At 50.1% G+C, this 18,109-nt stretch carries 17 protein-coding genes; 13 read left to right on the top strand and 4 right to left on the bottom strand.

Annotated elements, in window-relative coordinates:
• Positions 1-104 precede the first annotated feature (104 nt).
• The 3 genes from malX to add all read left to right on the top strand — a co-directional run bounded on the left by malX (position 105) and on the right by add (position 4,015).
• Positions 105-1,697 (top strand): maltose/glucose-specific PTS transporter subunit IIBC, encoded by a 1,593-nt coding sequence (gene malX, locus AC0IXI_RS13275; RefSeq protein WP_471682581.1) that lies wholly within the window; start codon positions 105-107, stop codon positions 1,695-1,697.
• A gap of 41 nt (positions 1,698-1,738) precedes the next feature.
• Positions 1,739-2,911: a MalY/PatB family protein gene (locus AC0IXI_RS13280; RefSeq protein ID WP_134182921.1), complete on the top strand. Its 1,173-nt coding sequence runs from the start codon at positions 1,739-1,741 to the stop codon at positions 2,909-2,911.
• Between the two features lie 102 nt (positions 2,912-3,013).
• Positions 3,014-4,015 (top strand): adenosine deaminase, encoded by a 1,002-nt coding sequence (add, locus tag AC0IXI_RS13285; RefSeq protein WP_471682582.1) that lies wholly within the window; start codon positions 3,014-3,016, stop codon positions 4,013-4,015.
• Positions 4,016-4,112: 97 nt separating this feature from the next.
• Here add and AC0IXI_RS13290 read toward each other — a convergent pair whose 3' ends face one another.
• Positions 4,113-4,823 (bottom strand): YnfC family lipoprotein, encoded by a 711-nt coding sequence (locus tag AC0IXI_RS13290; protein WP_413498387.1) that lies wholly within the window; start codon positions 4,821-4,823, stop codon positions 4,113-4,115.
• 232 nt (positions 4,824-5,055) lie between these two features.
• Here AC0IXI_RS13290 and AC0IXI_RS13295 point away from each other — a divergent pair, with 232 nt between their 5' ends.
• The 7 genes from AC0IXI_RS13295 (at position 5,056) to clcB (ending at position 11,276) form a co-directional block, all read left to right on the top strand.
• Positions 5,056-5,358, top strand: coding sequence for a DUF1161 domain-containing protein (locus AC0IXI_RS13295; protein ID WP_064518582.1), 303 nt, complete (start codon positions 5,056-5,058; stop codon positions 5,356-5,358).
• A 90-nt stretch (positions 5,359-5,448) separates the two neighbouring features.
• Positions 5,449-6,078, top strand: coding sequence for a Tat proofreading chaperone DmsD (gene dmsD / locus AC0IXI_RS13300; protein ID WP_471682583.1), 630 nt, complete (start codon positions 5,449-5,451; stop codon positions 6,076-6,078).
• Positions 6,079-6,432: 354 nt separating this feature from the next.
• Entirely contained in the window at positions 6,433-7,149 is a 717-nt protein-coding gene (osmY, locus tag AC0IXI_RS13305; protein WP_064518579.1) for an osmoprotectant ABC transporter permease OsmY, read from the top strand.
• Between the two features lie 22 nt (positions 7,150-7,171).
• Positions 7,172-8,074, top strand: coding sequence for an osmoprotectant ABC transporter substrate-binding protein OsmX (gene osmX, locus AC0IXI_RS13310; RefSeq protein WP_471682584.1), 903 nt, complete (start codon positions 7,172-7,174; stop codon positions 8,072-8,074).
• A 9-nt stretch (positions 8,075-8,083) separates the two neighbouring features.
• The gene (gene osmW, locus AC0IXI_RS13315) at positions 8,084-8,731 is read left to right on the top strand and encodes an osmoprotectant ABC transporter permease OsmW (RefSeq protein ID WP_064518575.1); all 648 of its coding nucleotides are present in this window, start codon (positions 8,084-8,086) and stop codon (positions 8,729-8,731) included.
• Entirely contained in the window at positions 8,731-9,870 is a 1,140-nt protein-coding gene (osmV, locus tag AC0IXI_RS13320; protein ID WP_064518573.1) for an osmoprotectant ABC transporter ATP-binding protein OsmV, read from the top strand. The genes osmW and osmV overlap by 1 nt, the downstream gene beginning before the upstream one ends.
• Before the next feature lie 110 nt (positions 9,871-9,980).
• The gene (gene clcB, locus AC0IXI_RS13325; protein ID WP_471683230.1) at positions 9,981-11,276 is read left to right on the top strand and encodes a voltage-gated ClC-type chloride channel ClcB; all 1,296 of its coding nucleotides are present in this window, start codon (positions 9,981-9,983) and stop codon (positions 11,274-11,276) included.
• Here clcB and bioD read toward each other — a convergent pair.
• From bioD to AC0IXI_RS13340, 3 genes are all read right to left on the bottom strand, one after another.
• A complete protein-coding gene (gene bioD, locus AC0IXI_RS13330; RefSeq protein ID WP_034455805.1) occupies positions 11,229-11,924 on the bottom strand; it encodes a dethiobiotin synthase in 696 nt (231 codons plus the stop codon). The genes clcB and bioD overlap by 48 nt on opposite strands.
• A 192-nt stretch (positions 11,925-12,116) precedes the next feature.
• Positions 12,117-13,334, bottom strand: coding sequence for a sugar metabolism global transcriptional regulator Mlc (mlc, locus tag AC0IXI_RS13335; protein ID WP_471682585.1), 1,218 nt, complete (start codon positions 13,332-13,334; stop codon positions 12,117-12,119).
• A 117-nt stretch (positions 13,335-13,451) separates the two neighbouring features.
• Positions 13,452-14,360, bottom strand: a complete 909-nt coding sequence (locus AC0IXI_RS13340) for a LysR family transcriptional regulator (protein WP_134182935.1) — start codon at positions 14,358-14,360, stop codon at positions 13,452-13,454.
• Positions 14,361-14,462: 102 nt separating this feature from the next.
• Between AC0IXI_RS13340 and AC0IXI_RS13345 the strand changes: the two genes are divergently transcribed.
• The 3 genes from AC0IXI_RS13345 to asr all read left to right on the top strand — a co-directional run bounded on the left by AC0IXI_RS13345 (position 14,463) and on the right by asr (position 17,943).
• Positions 14,463-15,713 (top strand): MFS transporter, encoded by a 1,251-nt coding sequence (locus tag AC0IXI_RS13345; RefSeq protein ID WP_471682586.1) that lies wholly within the window; start codon positions 14,463-14,465, stop codon positions 15,711-15,713.
• Between the two features lie 73 nt (positions 15,714-15,786).
• A complete protein-coding gene (locus tag AC0IXI_RS13350) occupies positions 15,787-17,271 on the top strand; it encodes a carboxypeptidase M32 (RefSeq protein ID WP_471682587.1) in 1,485 nt (494 codons plus the stop codon).
• Between the two features lie 273 nt (positions 17,272-17,544).
• Positions 17,545-17,943 carry an acid resistance repetitive basic protein Asr gene (gene asr / locus AC0IXI_RS13355; RefSeq protein WP_154150155.1) on the top strand — a complete coding sequence of 133 codons (399 nt, stop codon included), beginning with the start codon at positions 17,545-17,547 and terminating at the stop codon, positions 17,941-17,943.
• The last annotated feature ends 166 nt before the right edge of the window (positions 17,944-18,109 follow it).

The raw sequence follows: 18,109 nt of genomic DNA on the forward strand, positions 1-18,109 counted from the left end.
TTTAGATCTGTGAACTATAGCGCAATAAAGGTTGGTAAAACGTTTTATCATCCGCTTCGTTCTTTACCACCACCCATCTATCAACCAGGGTTTAAGGAGTCGTTATGGCGGCTAATACACCACAAAAAATTACGCTTTGGGAGTTTTTTCAAAACCTTGGCAAAACCTTTATGTTACCCGTGGCACTTTTGTCGTTCTGCGGCATTATGCTCGGTATCGGGAGTTCACTCAGTAGCCACGATGTAGTGACTCTGCTTCCAGCATTAGGTAATCCTGTTTTACAGCTAATTTTCACCTGGATGGGGAAAGTCGGCTCGTTTGCGTTTAGCTTCCTACCAATTATGTTCTGTATCGCAATCCCGCTTGGGCTTGCGCGTGAAAACAAAGGTGTAGCGGCGTTTTCTGGTTTTGTCGGTTACGCGGTAATGAACCTTGCAGTGAACTTCTGGCTGACGGCTAAAGGTATTTTGCCGACAACAGATGCCGCCATCCTGAAAGCAAACAACATCCAAAATATTCTAGGTATTCAATCTATTGATACCGGCATTTTGGGTGCGGTTATTGTCGGTGTGATTGTATTCCTGCTGCATGAGCGTTTCCACAACGTGCGCTTGCCTGATGCGCTGGCCTTCTTTGGTGGTACCCGCTTTGTGCCAATCATCACCACCGTAGTGATGGGTCTGGTTGGTCTGGTTATCCCGTTAATCTGGCCGGTTTTTGCCGCTGGGATCAATGCACTGGGTAACATGATCAACAGCGCTGGCATGTTTGGGCCGATGATCTTCGGTACCGGTGAGCGCTTATTGCTGCCGTTCGGTTTGCACCACATCCTTGTTGCGCTGATTCGCTTTACTGATGCAGGCGGAACGATGGATGTTTGTGGCCATAGTGTCAGCGGCGCACTGACTATCTTCCAGGCGCAATTGAGCTGCCCAACGGTTCATGGTTTCTCTGAAAGTGCGACCCGCTTCCTGTCACAGGGTAAAATGCCTGCCTTCCTTGGCGGTTTACCGGGTGCAGCCCTGGCGATGTATCACTGTGCTCGCCCTGAAAACCGTCACAAAATTAAAGGCCTGCTGATTTCTGGCGTGATTGCCTGCGTGGTTGGCGGAACGACTGAACCGCTGGAATTCCTGTTCCTTTTTGTCGCTCCTGTGTTGTATGTCATCCACGCTTTGTTGACTGGCCTTGGCTTTACCATGATGGCGGTATTGGGTGTGACTATCGGTAATACCGATGGCAACATCATCGACTTCGTCGTGTTCGGGATCCTGCACGGCCTGGCGACAAAATGGTATATGGTGCCTGTGGTTGCAGCTATCTGGTTTGCGGCATACTACGCAATTTTCCGCTTTGCGATTACCCGCTTCAACATCAAAACGCCGGGTCGTGATATCGATAACACCACCAGCGCTGAAAAAGCGATTGCCGGCCAGGTGGGTAAATCGGGTTACAATGTTCCAGCCATGCTCGCAGCTCTGGGCGGTGCCGAGAATATTGTTTCTCTCGATAACTGCATCACTCGCCTGCGTATGTCAGTGAAAGATATGACTTTGGTCGACAGTGCAGCACTGAAAAACCTCCGTGCCATCGGTGTGGTGCAACTCAACCAGCACAATCTGCAAGTGGTGATTGGTCCGCAGGTCCAGTCGGTGAAAGATGAAATGGCGCATCTGATGCAAACTGCTCAGGCGTAAACCATAACGGGCGCTACGGCGCCCGTTTGTTGCGAGGTAATATGTTCGATTTTTCCACAGTCGTTGACCGCCACGGAACCTGGTGTACTCAGTGGGATTATGTCGCTGACCGTTTCGGTGCCGCCGACCTCCTGCCCTTTACCATCTCCGATATGGATTTCCCTACCGCTCCAGTCATACTTGAAGCTCTGCAACAACGCTTATCTCACGGTGTATTAGGTTATAGCCGCTGGAAGAATGACGAGTTTCTTGGTGCGATCGTGCATTGGTATCACACGCGTTTTAACAGTGTGATTAATAAAGAGTCGGTAGTGTACGGCCCGTCGGTTATCTACATGGTGTCGCAACTCATTCGCCAGTGGTCTGAACCTGGCGATGCAGTGCTTATCCATACCCCTGCGTATGACGCATTTTATAAAGCCATTGAGGGCAACCAACGCCAGGTATTTAGCGCTCCGTTGCATAAAACCGAAAGCAGTTGGATGTGCGATATGGTTGCTCTTGAAGCGCAACTGGCGAAACCTGAATGCAAGATCATGCTGCTTTGCAGCCCGCAAAATCCTACCGGCAAAGTCTGGACACGTACTGAACTTGAAACCATGGCAATGCTTTGCGAACGTCATGGCGTCAGAGTTATCAGTGATGAAATCCATATGGATATGGTATGGGAAGGCCACCAGCACACGCCGTGGAATGAAGTAGGCAAAGGCCAATGGGCGCTGTTCACGTCGGGTTCCAAAAGCTTCAACATTCCTGCATTAACAGGTGCTTATGGCTTGATTAATGATAGTGATGAGTGCCAGAAATACTTAAATGTGCTCAAAGGTCAGGATGGATTATCATCCCCCGCCATTCTTGCCGTTGTTGCCCATATCGCGGCCTATCAAGAAGGTTCCGCCTGGCTTGATGAGCTCCGAATATACCTGCAAAGTAATCTCCGCTTTGTCGCCGATGCCCTGAACGAAGAGTTTGCGCAACTAAACTGGCAACCGCCAGAATCCACTTATCTTGCATGGATAGATTTACGCCCATTGGGTATTGATGACAATGCGCTGCAAAAAGTGCTTATCGAGCAGCAAAAAGTCGCCATCATGCCGGGATATACCTACGGCGAGGAAGGAAAAGGATTTGTGCGACTGAACGCCGGCTGCCCACGAGTTAAGCTTGAAGAAGGTGTGAAGCGCCTGATTGCGGCGATTAAATCTCTCCAGTGAAGTTAAGGGGAGAAAACTCCCCTTTTTGTTTGCGCAACGTAGCTATTTAGGTGCGTTTGTTCTTATACTGTTGCGCACTTAAATCAAAAAAAGAGTGCGACCATGATTGATACCACCCTGCCGTTAACCGATTTGCACCGCCACCTTGATGGCAATATTCGTGCTCAAACTATTCTCGATCTGGGCCGTCAGTTTAATTTTCCGCTCCCGGCTGACTCCCTTGAAGCACTTCGTCCTCATGTACAAGTTGTGGAAACAGCACCTGACCTGGTGAGCTTCCTGCAAAAACTGGACTGGGGCGTTAAAGTCCTCGCGGATCTCGATGCCTGCCGCCGCGTAGCATGGGAAAACATTGAAGATGCAGCCCTGAATGGCCTGCATTATGTCGAATTACGTTTCTCCCCAGGCTATATGGCCATGACCCATAATCTGCCGGTTGCGGGTGTGGTGGAAGCGGTGATTGAAGGCGTTCGCCAGGGTTGCCGTGATTTCGGTGTTGAAGCCCGTTTAATTGGCATTATGAGCCGTACTTTCGGCGAAGCTGCATGTCTGGCTGAGCTGGAGGCCCTGCTGGCACATCGCGATAGCATTACTGCCCTTGACCTTGCCGGTGATGAACTCGGTTTCCCGGGTAGTCTGTTCCTGAGTCACTTTAACCGTGCACGTGATGCGGGTTGGCATATCACCGTTCATGCCGGTGAGGCCGCTGGCCCGGAAAGTATCTGGCAGGCAATTCGTGAGCTGGGCGCCGAGCGTATCGGACATGGTGTTAAGGCAATCGAAGATCCGGCGCTAATGGATTTCCTTGCGGAACATGGAATTGGCATCGAGTCCTGCCTGACGTCCAATATCCAAACCAGCACGATAGCCTCAATGGATAAGCACCCATTGATTACCTTCCTGGATAAAGGCGTGCTGGCAACAATCAATACTGATGACCCAGCCGTCCAGGGTATCGATATTATTCACGAATATAATGTGGCTGCACCGCAGGCAGGTTTGAGTGCGGCACATATCCGTACCGCACAAGAGAACGGTTTAAGAATTGCCTTCTTATCTGATGCAGAAAAACAGGCGCTGATTGCTAAGGTTCGCGCCGCGTAGCTCGAACAAGAGCTTGAGTCAGGAAGCTGACTCAAGCTTTCTTTTGCTGTTTCGCGCGTAAATCCAATGCCATTAACACGAGGTTTTACCCTAAGTATCAATAATAATTGATGCTATTTTTAATCGTAAAACTTTCAACCTTCGGCGGTTTGACACTTTCATCGGTTATATTCAGCACACATTCCAGTGGGTTGAAATACCCGTCGTAATCACAAGTTTGTTTGACCAAAGCGATAGACTTGCCGTTGAGGGTGCTTTCAGAGGTGTAATCGAGTTTTTTCTTATTGTCGCTACCGGATTTCGCCTTGATAGCCAGGGTGTCATTTTTTGCTTTAGTTACCTTACCTAACGGATATCCATCAGCGTCATAGTTATAAACAATGGATGTCGCTTCACTGTGCGCTGCCACCACAAAACCTTTATCGTCCGTCTCATAGGTAATAGCGCCACTCGGCAATTCTGCCAACTGGCATTTCCCCTGAAGCTTTACCCGTTTTTCACGGGTGATGGCGTCAAGATAGTAATTAGCATCCAACACCAGGGTTGCACCGGTATTGTTTTCCAGATCGTGAAATTCGAGCTCGTTGAAACACCCTTCTTCCGATATCAGGCCAACAATGCGTTTAACGACTTCGCCTTTTTCATTGATTAATGTCTGGCTGAAGTCTTTTACCGGCCCACGCAACGGGTCAAAATCAAATTCATTCGAGAAACTCGCCATTTCTGGCGTGTAAGAAAGCGTATTGTTCTGATTGTCACACCCGGCAACAGACGCTGCCAGCGCACAGAGGATAATGATTTTCTTCACGTAATTCCTGTCCCCGACTTGAAATGTAACAACAATGATGTACCCAAAATAATTCGAGTTGCAAGAAGGCGGCAAGAGAGCGAGTCCCGATGAGCTTACTCTGGTAAGTGATGCGGGTGAGTAAACGTAGCCAACGCACATGCAACTTGAAGTATGAAGGGTATAAGCAAATACAACAATTTACACTGCAGATACTATCCTTACTACAGCCCCTCAACAGAAGGAAGATACGATGAAACGTTCAATTTGGCTTGGTGTATGCCTGTTGGTTGCAGCAACTCCCGTACTGGCCGCACAGACTTCTTGCGATACGGTCAAGGCTGACATTCAGCAAAAAATAATCAATAACGGTGTCCCTGAATCAGGCTTTAGTTTAACAATTGTTCCTAACGATCAAGCTGATAAGCCTGATGCCCAAGTTGTTGGCCATTGTGGTAATGATACGCAAAAAATCCTTTATACGCGTACCAGCAGCGGAAACTATCCGGTAAGCGGTGGTAGTACGCAGGATGGGTCACAAAGTGAGCCACAATAGCTATTAAAACGGATGTAGATGTCTAATGCATAGCAATTGCCCGGTAATCCGTAGAGAATGCGCGGCATAACTCGCGCAACAAGGAAGAGAATGATGTCTGAAACAACGCAACGACTGGCGACTATCGCCCTGACAGGAAGAGTGCTCGGTGCGCTTTTTTATCAAGAACCTAAAAGCCGGGATGTCGCATCACTGTATGCCTCACTTCAGGATCCATCCTGGACTGAGCAATGGCCAGTACAACATGAAGAACTGGCGAGTATCGCGCAGCGTATGGCGGAAGGTTTTAACTATGAGCCTGAGTCTTTGAGTGAAGCCTGGCAGCGCCTGTTCATCGGCCCGGATGCTTTACCTGCCTCGCCTTGGGGTTCGGTCTATCTCGATAAAGAACAAGTGCTTTTTGGTGATTCGATGCTTGAATTACGCCGCTGGATGCGTAAAAACGACATCTCCAACGAGCAAGATAACAACGAACCCGAAGATCACTTCGGTTTGCTACTGATGCTGGCCGCCTGGCTTGCTGAAGAAAGATTGCAGCCGAAAGTTGACGAACTTCTTGCCTGGCACATCCTGCCGTGGAGCGGGCGTTTCCTGGAGTTGTTTATCGCTAATGCTGAACATCCGTTCTATCAAGCGTTAGGCGAATTAACTCACCTGACACTTGCTCAGTGGAGTCAAGGTTTACAGATTCCTGTCGCACAAAAAGAGCTCTACTCCTAAGAATCTGAGTAACGGTGGAAGGCGTTCGCGCTTATCCACCGACTACTTTTCTCTTATCGATCCCGCGTATTAACCCCACATTATCCTACAGTTACTCTCCGTCACTTCCTCTGCAAAAGTTACAACGTAACTTCACTCAGCTAATTTTAAGACAATTCTTTACAACCACGCTTTAAGCGAGGCGGCACAAGGCTAACTCGTTAATTTACACACTAATCATTCACCAGGTAATTTCCCCATTTACTGGAATCATTCCCGCTGCGTTGCTATAGGTCAAAACACCCTGCCGACACAAGGCATAACAACAAGCGACCTCAAGGTTGCTATAACGTGCACCCAGGGAGACACACTGCAATGCATAATACTTCCATCGTAAAACGCACTTTTTTTGGTGCACTGGCAATAATCGTCGTCCTCGGATTATTGATTTGGGGAATTGGCCCCGAAACCATAGTCGCTCGTAAAGTGGATTTGCTTTATCTCGGGCAACAACACTTAATTTTGGTGTTTAGTTCGATGGCACTGGCTCTGCTAGTAGGGATACCAAGCGGAATTTTGCTCAGTCGCCCTGCTGCTCGCCGTTTCGCTGAATATGCGATGCAAATCTTTAACGTCGGAAATACCTTGCCACCGCTGGCCGTCTTAGCGTTGGCGATGGTGTTTATCGGGATTGGCGACAAACCTGCAATAATCGCGCTGTTCCTCGCCTCGCTGCTGCCAATTGTCCGTAATACCTACTCGGGTTTATCCGGTGTCCCTTCTTCGCTTATCGAAGCTGCCAACGGCATTGGCATGACTAAATGGCAACGCTTGCGCCAGGTTGAGTTACCTAACGCATGGCCAGTCATGCTTTCGGGCATCCGTATTGCAACCGCAATTAACGTGGGTACTGCGCCGCTGGCGTTTTTGATAGGTGCCAGCAGTTATGGTGAGCTTATTTTCCCGGGCATCTACCTCAATGATTTCCCGACACTGATTTTGGGTGCAGCTGCCACAGCGCTGTTTGCCCTGATCCTTGATGTTGCACTCGCGGGCTTAGGTCGCGTGTTAAGTCCCCACACAGTGAAATAAAAACAATAAAAAGGAACCCGTCATGAAACCGTTTAAACCGTTACTTGCCGCACTCACCATAACGCTGCTATTCGCAGGTGCTGCAAAAGCTGAACCTATCGTGCTGGCAACAAAAAGCTTTACCGAACAACATATTTTGTCTGCCATGACCACACAGTACCTGCGTAAGAAAGGCTTCCAGGTGACGCCGCAGACCAACATTGCCACCGTGATTTCCCGTAATGCGATGATCAACAAACAGGTGGATATGACATGGGAATATACCGGTACGTCATTGATTATTTTTAATCACATCAACAAACGTATGACCCCACAAGAGTCCTACGACACCGTTAAGAAACTCGATGCCAAACTCGGGTTGGTGTGGTTGAAACCTGCCGATATGAACAACACCTACGCCTTCGCGATGCAGCGCAAACGCGCTGAAGAAGAGAACATCAATACCATGTCGCAACTGGTGGCGAAAATTGAACAAATTCGCAAAACAGACCCGGATAAAAATTGGATGCTAGGACTGGATCTGGAGTTTGCCGGGCGTAGCGATGGCATGAAGCCTTTGCAGCAAGCCTACAACATGCCGCTCGACCGCCCGCAGATTCGCCAGATGGACCCGGGTCTGGTCTATAACGCGGTGCGCGATGGGTTTGTGGATGCTGGGTTGATTTACACCACTGACGGGCGCGTAAAAGGCTTTGATCTTAAGGTGCTGGAAGACGATAAGGGCTTCTTCCCAAGTTATGCCGTGACACCTGTTGTGCGTAAAGAGACGTTAGCGGCGAACCCTGGGCTTGAGGAGGCTCTCGACACCCTCTCCGCATCACTCAATAACGACGTGATATCCACCTTGAATGCCAAAGTGGATATCGACCATGAAACCCCACAAAAAGTTGCGCAAGAATTCCTGCAGCACAAAGGCTTGCTCTAAGGAGGCATCATGGAAACGTTGCATTATATGATTGATAACGCAGGTTATCTTGGCAGCCTGACACTACAGCACTTGTGGTTAGTTTTATTAGCCGTGGGGCTGGCGATAATTATTGGCGTGCCGTTGGGGATTTTAATTGTGCGCCATAAATGGCTCGCCACACCGGTACTGGGTATCGCCACCATCGTGCTGACCATTCCTTCTATCGCACTGTTTGGTCTGATGATTCCGCTGTTTTCGCTGGTTGGACAAGGGATTGGCGTATTCCCCGCCATTACCGCCGTCTTCCTCTATTCGCTCTTGCCGATTGTGCGCAACACGCACACCGCACTCGACAGTTTGCCTCCGGGTTTGCGTGAAGCCGGGCGTGGTATCGGCATGACCTTCTGGCAACGCCTGCGTTGGGTTGAAATCCCGATGGCCCTGCCGGTCATTTTTGGCGGCATTCGTACCGCAGTGGTCATGAATATTGGCGTAATGGCAATTGCTGCGGTGATCGGTGCTGGCGGCTTAGGTTTGTTATTGCTTAACGGTATCGGCAGCAGCGACATCCGTATGTTGATTGCCGGTGCGGTGATGATTTGTGTTTTGGCTATTGTGCTTGATTGGTTACTGCATCGCTTACAAGTGGTGCTGACTCCTAAGGGGATTCGATAATGATTAAACTGGAAAATCTCACCAAACAGTTCGTTCAGAAGAACGGCCAAACATTTAACGCGGTTGATAACGTCAGCCTGAATGTGCCTGAAGGCGAAATGTGCGTGCTGCTTGGCCCTTCTGGCTGTGGCAAAACCACCACACTGAAGATGATTAACCGCCTGATTGCCCCAACCGGCGGCAATATTCTGATTAACGGTAAAAACACTAACGAGCTGGATACCGTCACGCTGCGCCGCAATATTGGCTACGTGATTCAACAAATCGGTCTGTTCCCGAACATGACGATTGAAGAAAACATTACTGTCGTCCCGCGGATGCTGGGTTGGGATAAAGCGCGCTGTAAAGAACGCGCCAGCGAATTAATGAGTATGGTGGCGCTCGACCCTAACCGTTTCCTGAACCGTTACCCGCGTGAGATGTCAGGCGGGCAGCAACAACGTATTGGCGTGATTCGGGCACTGGCGGCGGATCCTCCGGTACTGCTGATGGACGAGCCGTTTGGTGCGGTCGATCCTATCAACCGTGAAGCTATACAGAATGAATTTCTGGAAATGCAACGTCAGCTGAAGAAAACCGTCATGCTGGTGAGCCATGATATTGATGAAGCTCTGAAATTGGGTGACCGTATCGCCGTGTTCCGTCAGGGGAAAATTGTGCAATGCGCCAGTCCCGATGAACTCTTAGCTAAGCCTGCCAATGAATTTGTGGGGTCGTTTGTTGGCCAGGATCGCACCCTGAAACGTCTGCTGTTGGTTCAGGCTGGTGATGTCACCGACCAACAACCGACAATTACCGCGCGTGAGTCCACACCGTTACCGGAAGCATTCTCTACCATGGATGATAACGACATGCGCTCGATAACCGTGGTGGATGGTGAAGGTAAGCCATTAGGTTTTGTGAAGCGCCGGGAAGCACGTGGTGCTATCGGCCCATGCTCTGAGTTACTGCACCCGTTCCGCGTGACCGGACGTGCGGAAGATAATCTGCGAATCGTGCTATCTAAGCTCTACGAGCACAACATGGTGTGGATGCCGATTACTGACGAAGATGGCCGCTACAGCGGTGAAATTTCGCAAGATTATATCGCCGATTACCTCAGTTCAGGCCGTACCCGCCGAGCGCTGAATATTTCGTAGTTTCAACGCCAATATTACTCATCTCCAGGTCGGATTAGCGCCAGCGACATCCGACAAAACAGCAACAAACGGTGGATGACGCTCACGCTTATCCACCTTACAATGCTTTGATGCGCCATCTAAACCACTTCCCCGATATGAAAGGCATGCTTCGACGGCTAATTTTCGCCGTCTGGATTGGCGTTGCCTCTGCATTGGTCGTCTGGCTGTTTCGCCAGTCAATGTATTTCCTTGAAGGCCTTTTCCTTGGCGATCATAGCGGAAGCCTGGTTGCCGCCGCTGCTGCACTATCGCCGTGGCGCAGATTACTCACTCCGGCTATTGGTGGTTTACTTGCAGGCACCTTACTTTGGGGCTGGCAACGCGCCACACGCCAGCGCCCTTCTGCTCCCACTGACTATATGGAAGCCATAGAAACCGGCGACGGGCGTCTTGATGTATCCGCAAGTCTGGTCAAATCGGCCGCGTCACTGATTGTGGTAGCAAGCGGTAGTGCCATTGGTCGCGAAGGCGCGATGGTATTATTGGCCACCGTTTTTGCTTCGGTATTTGCCCAGCGTTTCTCAAATAAAGATGAATGGAAATTGTGGGTCGCCTGCGGTGCCGCAGCCGGGATGGCAAGCGCCTACCACGCACCACTGGCTGGCAGTTTGTTTATCGCAGAGATTCTGTTTGGCACGCTGATGCTCGCCTCACTTGGCCCAGTAGTAATTGCTGCCGTCAGCGCCTTGTTGATGACTCATTTACTCAATGACGAACAAGCGTTGCTGTATACCGTGCGAGCGTTAAGCGCTCCGCAACCTATACAATACTTGCTGATGGCAGCATTCGGCCTTCTTGCAGGTCTTGCCGGGCCACTGTTTCTTTGGCTGATGTCACATAGCAGCAAGCTATTCCAGCGTTTGCATTTAATGCCCCCGCTACAGCTTGCGTTAGGGGGATTGCTAGTTGGGCTGCTTTCGCTGATTACGCCATTGGTTTGGGGAAATGGTTATAGCGTAGTGCAATCGTTCCTCTCACAGCCCCCGGCACTGCTGTTTGTCGCCGGTATTTTGGTTTACAAACTGGCGGCGGTGCTGGCAAGTAGCGGTTCTGGTGCGCCAGGTGGTGTCTTTACGCCAACGCTATTTGTCGGGGCGGCACTGGGAATGGTGGTCGGTCAAGGGTTTGGAGTCTGGGCGTGGAGTGGCGATAGCATCGCTATTTTGCTGGCATTAACCGGAATGGCAACGCTTTTAGCGGCGACCACGCATGCACCGATTATGTCCACATTGATGGTTTGTGAAATGACCGGGGAATTTACTTTGCTCCCCGGTTTACTGCTGGCGTGCGTAATTGCTTCTGCGCTTTCGCGCTGGTTACGCCCGCAAACGGTCTACAGTCAGAACGCTGCTAAGACGGGATAAATCGATGTAATTTGCCAGTTCACGCTGCTCTGCTCGAGGCAAATAAGGCAATTCGCCCACCAGCGGTGCAGGCAATTTCTTGCTTAATACATCGATAATTTCTGCGTAGTGTGCAAGCCCTGGATTGATACGGTTTGCCACCCAACCAATCAGTGGCAAGCCATCATTGGCAATCGCCTGCGCTGTCAGCAAGGCATGATTGATGCACCCTTCCTGAATCCCAACCACCATCAACACAGGTAACTGTTCCTGAACCACCCACTCCGACAATGGACGTAAGTCGTTCATCAGGCTGCGCCAGCCGCCAGTGCCTTCGACAACAACATGATCCACCTGCCCGGCCAAACGCTGTAGCCCATCGGACAGCAGCGAATAGTTAATCTGGCAGTTATGGCTCACGCTGCTTTCTTCTTCGCTAAGAGCGATAGGATTGATGGCTTCATAAGGTAAATTGACAGTGGAAACGCTTTGTAGAACTAACGCATCTTTGTTGCGTAGGCCCTCTGGCGTCTCTTTACTGCCTTTGGCTACCGGCTTATAGCCGACGACACTTTTGCCACTGGCTGCAAGAGCCTGCAACAAGGCGCGAGAAACCACAGTCTTCCCGACTGCAGTATCGGTACCCGTTATAAAGAAACGCGTAAGCATGACTAACTCCCAAGGTAATGCTTTAAGTACCCATCTAACTTCAAGTCGCAGGGACGGATATAGCCCGCCTGCAACTCAAATTATTTAGGGTATGAGTGATTAAAAATTGAATAATTCAGGAGTGAAAGTCTAAAAGAATAGTCATTCGACCAGATTGAGATAGCGCAATTTTTAGTGGATCAGGCAATGACATTACCCTTGCAGCAAGCGAATCAATAATGAACCGTTATACATTGCATCTTTTACCAGCGCCGCTCCCGCCATTGTTCCGCGATGATTGTACTGGGTACATTCAACAACCATATGCTCGCTATAAGCAGGGAGTGCTTGTTGGCGAATACAACTGGTGATTGCCGGATGCAGAATCTCTGCGGCTCGGTTAAACGGGGAACCAATCAGGATTTTTTGCGGATGGAACAGATTCACCATTATCGCAAGAATACGGCCGACGTTAGTACCAATACCGAGAATGATATCTTTCGCTAATAGATCGCCACTTAACGCAGCGTCACAGAGAAATTCGACCGTCAGAGGTTGTTCATGCAGCATGGAACCCATCGACTGACTCATGCGAAGCTGTGCTAATTCAAGCACGCTGTCGATACTGGCAATCGTTTCCAGGCAACCGTGGTTACCGCAATAACAAAGCTTGCCGTAAGGATCAACTTGCGTATGGCCAATCTCAACCAGGCTGCTACTGCCCGCATGGAGCAGGCGTCCATCGGTAATCACACCGGCACCGACGTTATTATCAATAACCACCTGAATCACATCACGAGCGCCCTTTGAGGCGCCAAATAGCCCTTCCGCCATCGTCCAGGCGCTGATGTCATGCTGAATATAGACCGGCACACCGGTGTAGTTTTCCAGAATCTCACCGAGCGGCATATCGCAGACTTCATAAAACGGCATCCGATGCACGATGCCGCGCTTGGTGTCGATAATACCCGGCATAGTGATAGCTATCGCCGTCAGGCGCTCAAGCTTTTGCTGATGGCGGATAAAGAACTGGTCAATCTGCGCAATGATGCGTTCAATAAGCGGTTGTGAGTCGCTAATAGCAAGATCAACCGTATCTTCAACAATCAGCTTACTGCTTAAATCATGCAGGCCAAGGGAGATTTCCCCACGGCTAATACGCACGGACAAATAGTGCCATGCTTCAGTTTCCAGCATCAAGCCCACAGCTGGACGGCCCCGGCTACCAGGGTCTTGAATTTCCGTTTCCTGCACCAGATGAGCTTCAATCATTTCACGAACAATTTTCGTGATGCTGGCAGGCGCAAGTTGCGCCAGGCGAGAAAGATCGATGCGCGACACCGGCCCATTGGTATCAATCAAGCGATAAACTACGCCCGCATTGGTTTGCTTGATCTGATCGATATGGCCCGGTTGACTATCAGCAACCACTTGCGACTCCCTTTATTTTCGCGCTTCGAAATAAACTTTGGGCTATGGTGAAACACTTCAAGCGAAGGAGTCAAATATTTAGGTAGGGTTGTGATTTACCGCACATAATCTGCTGTATTAACCACCTTTTAACGTCGTTATTGACTCAGTGAGCAGCGCAGAGATGCGAAGTGCCGCCGCAGAAAGTTCACGATGCTTTGGCCAAACGAGCCACATTTCAGATTGCGCTTCCGGCTCATCAATGGGTAGCCACACCACTTCCGATAGACGGACACGTTTAAATGACGCCGGAAGTATCGATACCCCTAACCCGGCGGACACCAGTCCAATGATGGTCATGGCCTCGCCCACTTCCTGGGTGATGTAGGGTGAAATCCCGTGGCGTTGCAGCAAGCCGAGAATATCTTCATACAGCCCCGTCCCAACGAGCGGATCAAAGAAGACAAAAGGTTCATTTGCGAGCTGTTGCAGAGAAACTTTTGAGCATTGGGCCAACGGATGGTCACGGTGCACCATTGCCAGTAGTGGCTCACGCAGAACCAGACTCCAGTCGAGCGTATCCGGGAGCCGCGTGTTGCGCATTAAACCGAGTTCGAGTTCGCCGTCGTTTAACGGTGCAATTTGCTTGCGGGTGTTGATTTCCCGCATCTGGAGATGTACGTCCGGGTAGCTGCGGCGAAATGTCGAAAGGCTATCGGATACCGTTTTAATAAAGGGCGCGGATGAGGTGAAACCAATACGCAACTCGCCGGTCTCCCCTTGATGAAGCCGGGCTGCGCGCCCTGCCGCTGCATCAACCTGGCTTAAAATCTGCCGGGCATCTTGCAAAAACTGGCTGCCTGCGGCGGTCAGATTCACGCTGCGATTAGTTCTCGCCAGTAGACGCGCACCAATTTGCTGTTCAAGGATTTGGATTTGCTGGCTAAGAGGTGGCTGAGAGATACGTAAACGCGCGGCAGCCCGCCCAAAATGCAGCTCTTCAGCAACGGCAATAAAGTAACGCAGGTGCCGCAATTCAATATTCATACTTTTAAAATATCAATTGAGATTATTAATATATTAGACAGAACAATTACAATTTTCTACTCTGAAAAGAAGACTTCATTTGTGTATTTTTAAGGACCGATTTTGAGCCGTACAACCCTCGTCAACACCGCCCCGGCAGCAGATATTGACGAAAGACGATCTCCCCAGCCGGTCACTTACATCAAGCGTGGTTCACCTCAATTTATGCGCGTTACACTTGCGCTCTTTTCCGCAGGACTTGCCACCTTCGCGCTCCTTTATTGTGTACAACCGATACTGCCGGTTCTTTCTCATGAATTTGGTGTCTCACCGGCCAGTAGCAGTATTTCGCTATCTGTTTCAACTGCTATGCTGGCGATTGGGCTGCTCTTTACTGGCCCGCTGTCTGATGCCATCGGTCGTAAACCCGTAATGGTTACGGCGCTATTACTCGCCTCATGCTGCACGCTACTTTCAACCATGATGACAAGTTGGCATGGCATATTGGTGATGCGTGCCCTGATTGGGCTGTCTCTTAGCGGTGTTGCTGCGGTTGGCATGACTTACCTGAGTGAAGAAATCCACCCAAGCGTGGTGGCATTTTCGATGGGGCTGTATATCAGTGGGAACTCAATTGGTGGCATGAGTGGCCGCCTGTTAAGCGGCGTGTTGACCGACTTCTTTAACTGGCGGATTGCGGTTGCGGCTATTGGCTGTTTCGCTCTGGCATCAGCGTTAATGTTCTGGAAAATCCTGCCCGCCTCAAAACATTTCCGCCCCTCTTCGCTGCGGCCAAAAACGCTGTTTATCAACTTCCGGCTGCACTGGCGCGATCAGGGGCTACCTCTGTTATTTGTGCAGGGCTTTTTGCTGATGGGGGCGTTTGTCACCCTGTTTAACTACATTGGTTATCGCCTGATGCAGGGGCCATGGTATTTAAGCCAGGCGGTGGTCGGGCTTCTGTCTGTAGCGTATTTAACCGGAACATGGAGTTCGCCAAAAGCCGGGGCCATGACCGCAAAATTTGGCCGTGGCCCGGTGATGGTCTTTTCCACCGCGGTGATGCTGGCAGGCGTGGTGTTAACTGTCTTTTCACCGTTGCCGATTATCTTCATCGGCATGCTGCTCTTTTCAGCTGGATTCTTCGCCGCACACTCTGTTGCCAGCGGCTGGATTGGCCCGCGAGCTAAACGCGCTAAAGGGCAAGCCTCGTCACTTTATTTATTCAGCTATTACCTCGGTTCAAGTCTTGCCGGAACGCTCGGCGGAGTGTTCTGGCACCAGTTTGGCTGGCCGGGAGTCGCCAGTTTTATTGGCTCACTTTTGGTCATATCCTTACTGGTGGGGACGCGTTTGCATCATCGCGCACAATAACCCCGTTACGGCCTCGTTTTCGGGATGGCTTTTTGCTATTTTCGCAGCGTAAACCATCTCTTTATGAGGCCCTATGGAAAAGCAAAACTATAATCATCTCACCCGCACCTTCCAGCGTCTTTCACGTTTTGGACATCTCTCGGCCATCGCTGGCTGGGATATGTTCACCAATATGCCACCAAACGGCAGCACAGCACGCGGCGAAGCCCTGGCCGAACTGAGTGTTTTGCAGCACCAAATCCTGACCGATAAAAAAATCGCTACGCTATTGCAGGCCGCGGTTCAGGAAAATTTGAATGATGTTGAACGTGCAAACCTGCGTGAAATGACACGCCAGTACCAGGAAGCCATATTATTACCCGCATCACTGGTAGAAGAAAAATCGCTGGTTGGGACGCGCTGTGAACATGGCTGGCGCACGCAACGCCCAGCCAACGACTGGCAGGGTTTTTCCACCAATTTAAAAGAAGTGGTTCGTGTTAGCCGTGAAGAGGCGAAACTGCGCGCAGAAGCAAAAGGCAAATCCCCCTACGACGCGCTGTTAGACATTTATGAACCCGGCATGTCCAGCGCCAAACTCGACGTGCTATTCGGCGACTTGCGCACCTGGCTGCCTGAGTTGCTGCAAAAAGTTGTCGATAAACAAGCAAAAGAGTCCGTCATTTCTCCGGTAGGCCCATTCGCCACGCACGATCAGCGCGAGCTTGGTCTGGAAACCATGAAGCTGCTGGGCTTTGATTTTAACGGCGGCCGACTGGATGTCAGTGCGCATCCGTTCTGCGGCGGCGTGCCGGAAGATGTACGCATTACCACGCGTTACGATGAAACAGATCTGGTAAGCGCACTGTTTGGCGTTATCCACGAAACGGGCCATGCGCGTTACGAGCAGAACCTGCCACGTGAATGGCTCGGCCAGCCTGTTGCTCTGGCGCGTTCCACGGCGATTCATGAGTCACAAAGTCTCTTCTTTGAGATGCAATTAGGGCGTAGCAAAGAGTTTCTTAAACTGCTGCTACCGATGGTCACTGAGCGTTTTGGCAAACAACCCGCATTTGAAACAGCAAACTTTATTGCTGTTAACCAGCGTGTTGAGCGTGGTTTTATTCGCGTTGATGCAGATGAAGTCAGCTATCCGGCCCACGTAGTTTTACGTTACGAAATCGAACGTGCGCTGATTGATGGTGAAATTGAAGTGGAAGACATCCCGGCACTGTGGGATGAAAAAATGCAGCAATGGTTGGGGCTTTCCACCAAAGATAACTTCCTTAATGGTTGTATGCAGGATATTCATTGGACGGACGGTGCTTTCGGTTACTTCCCTTCGTACACGCTGGGCGCAATGTATGCCGCTCAACTGTTCAATGCGGCAAAACTCGCACTGCCACAGCTCGAAAGCGATATTGCGGAAGGAAACTTCAGCGCATTGTTCGATTGGCTACGTCAGAATATCTGGCAACACGGCAGCCGCTTCACCACTTCAGAGTTGATTACCAACGCTACCGGTGAAGACCTTAACCCGTTGTATTTCCGCAAACATTTAGAAGCGCGTTACCTTTAATCTTCCTCACCTGTCCGCGCCCTAAATAATTCGGGTTTTATAGGGGGGATTAGCGTTAGCGACATCCACCATTGACGCAGGTTATGTCGGATGTCGCTGCGCTAATCCGACCTACCACGAAATTTCTTCATCAATTCCCCGGCGTGTACAAACCGTTACACGCCGAAACCAATCACTCACTGAACGTATTGATCCACAAGTCTATAGTTCATCTCAACGGCCCCGCAGGGCTTCAAACAAACATGAATTCAAACATGAATTGAGGATGTCGAGATGAATAAAGTATTAGCTCTGGTTGTTGCCGCTGCAATGGGTCTGTCTTCTGCTGCTTTCGCTGCTGAAACTACTGCGACTCCAGCTCCTGCTACCACTTCTGCTGCAGCTAAAGCTCCTGCTGCAAAAACTACTCATCATAAAAAACACAAAAAAGCAGCTACCGAGCAGAAAGCACAAGCCGCTAAAAAACACAAAAAAGAAGTGAAGAAAACTGAAGCAGCAAAACCTGCACAGACCGAGCAGAAAGCTCAGGCTGCCAAAAAACACAAAAAAGCAGTAACCAAAACTGAAGCAGCAAAACCAGCTGCACAGAAAGCCCAGGCTGCTAAAAAGCACCACAAAAAACCTACCGCTAAAACTGAAGCAGCAAAACCTGCAACTCAGCCAGCTGCATAAGGTTATCGGGGTTATCCCGAAAGCATAGCCACACTACTAACCTGCATAATTTGAGTTGTCGGCAGGTGGCAAGCAAGTGAGTCCCCAGAAGCGTAGATAACTATGTGACTGGGATGAACGACCGACGCCAACACACCGATAACGTGAAGTATGACGGTTAAAAACA

It is taken from the genome of Buttiauxella sp. AC038 (assembly GCF_979253565.1).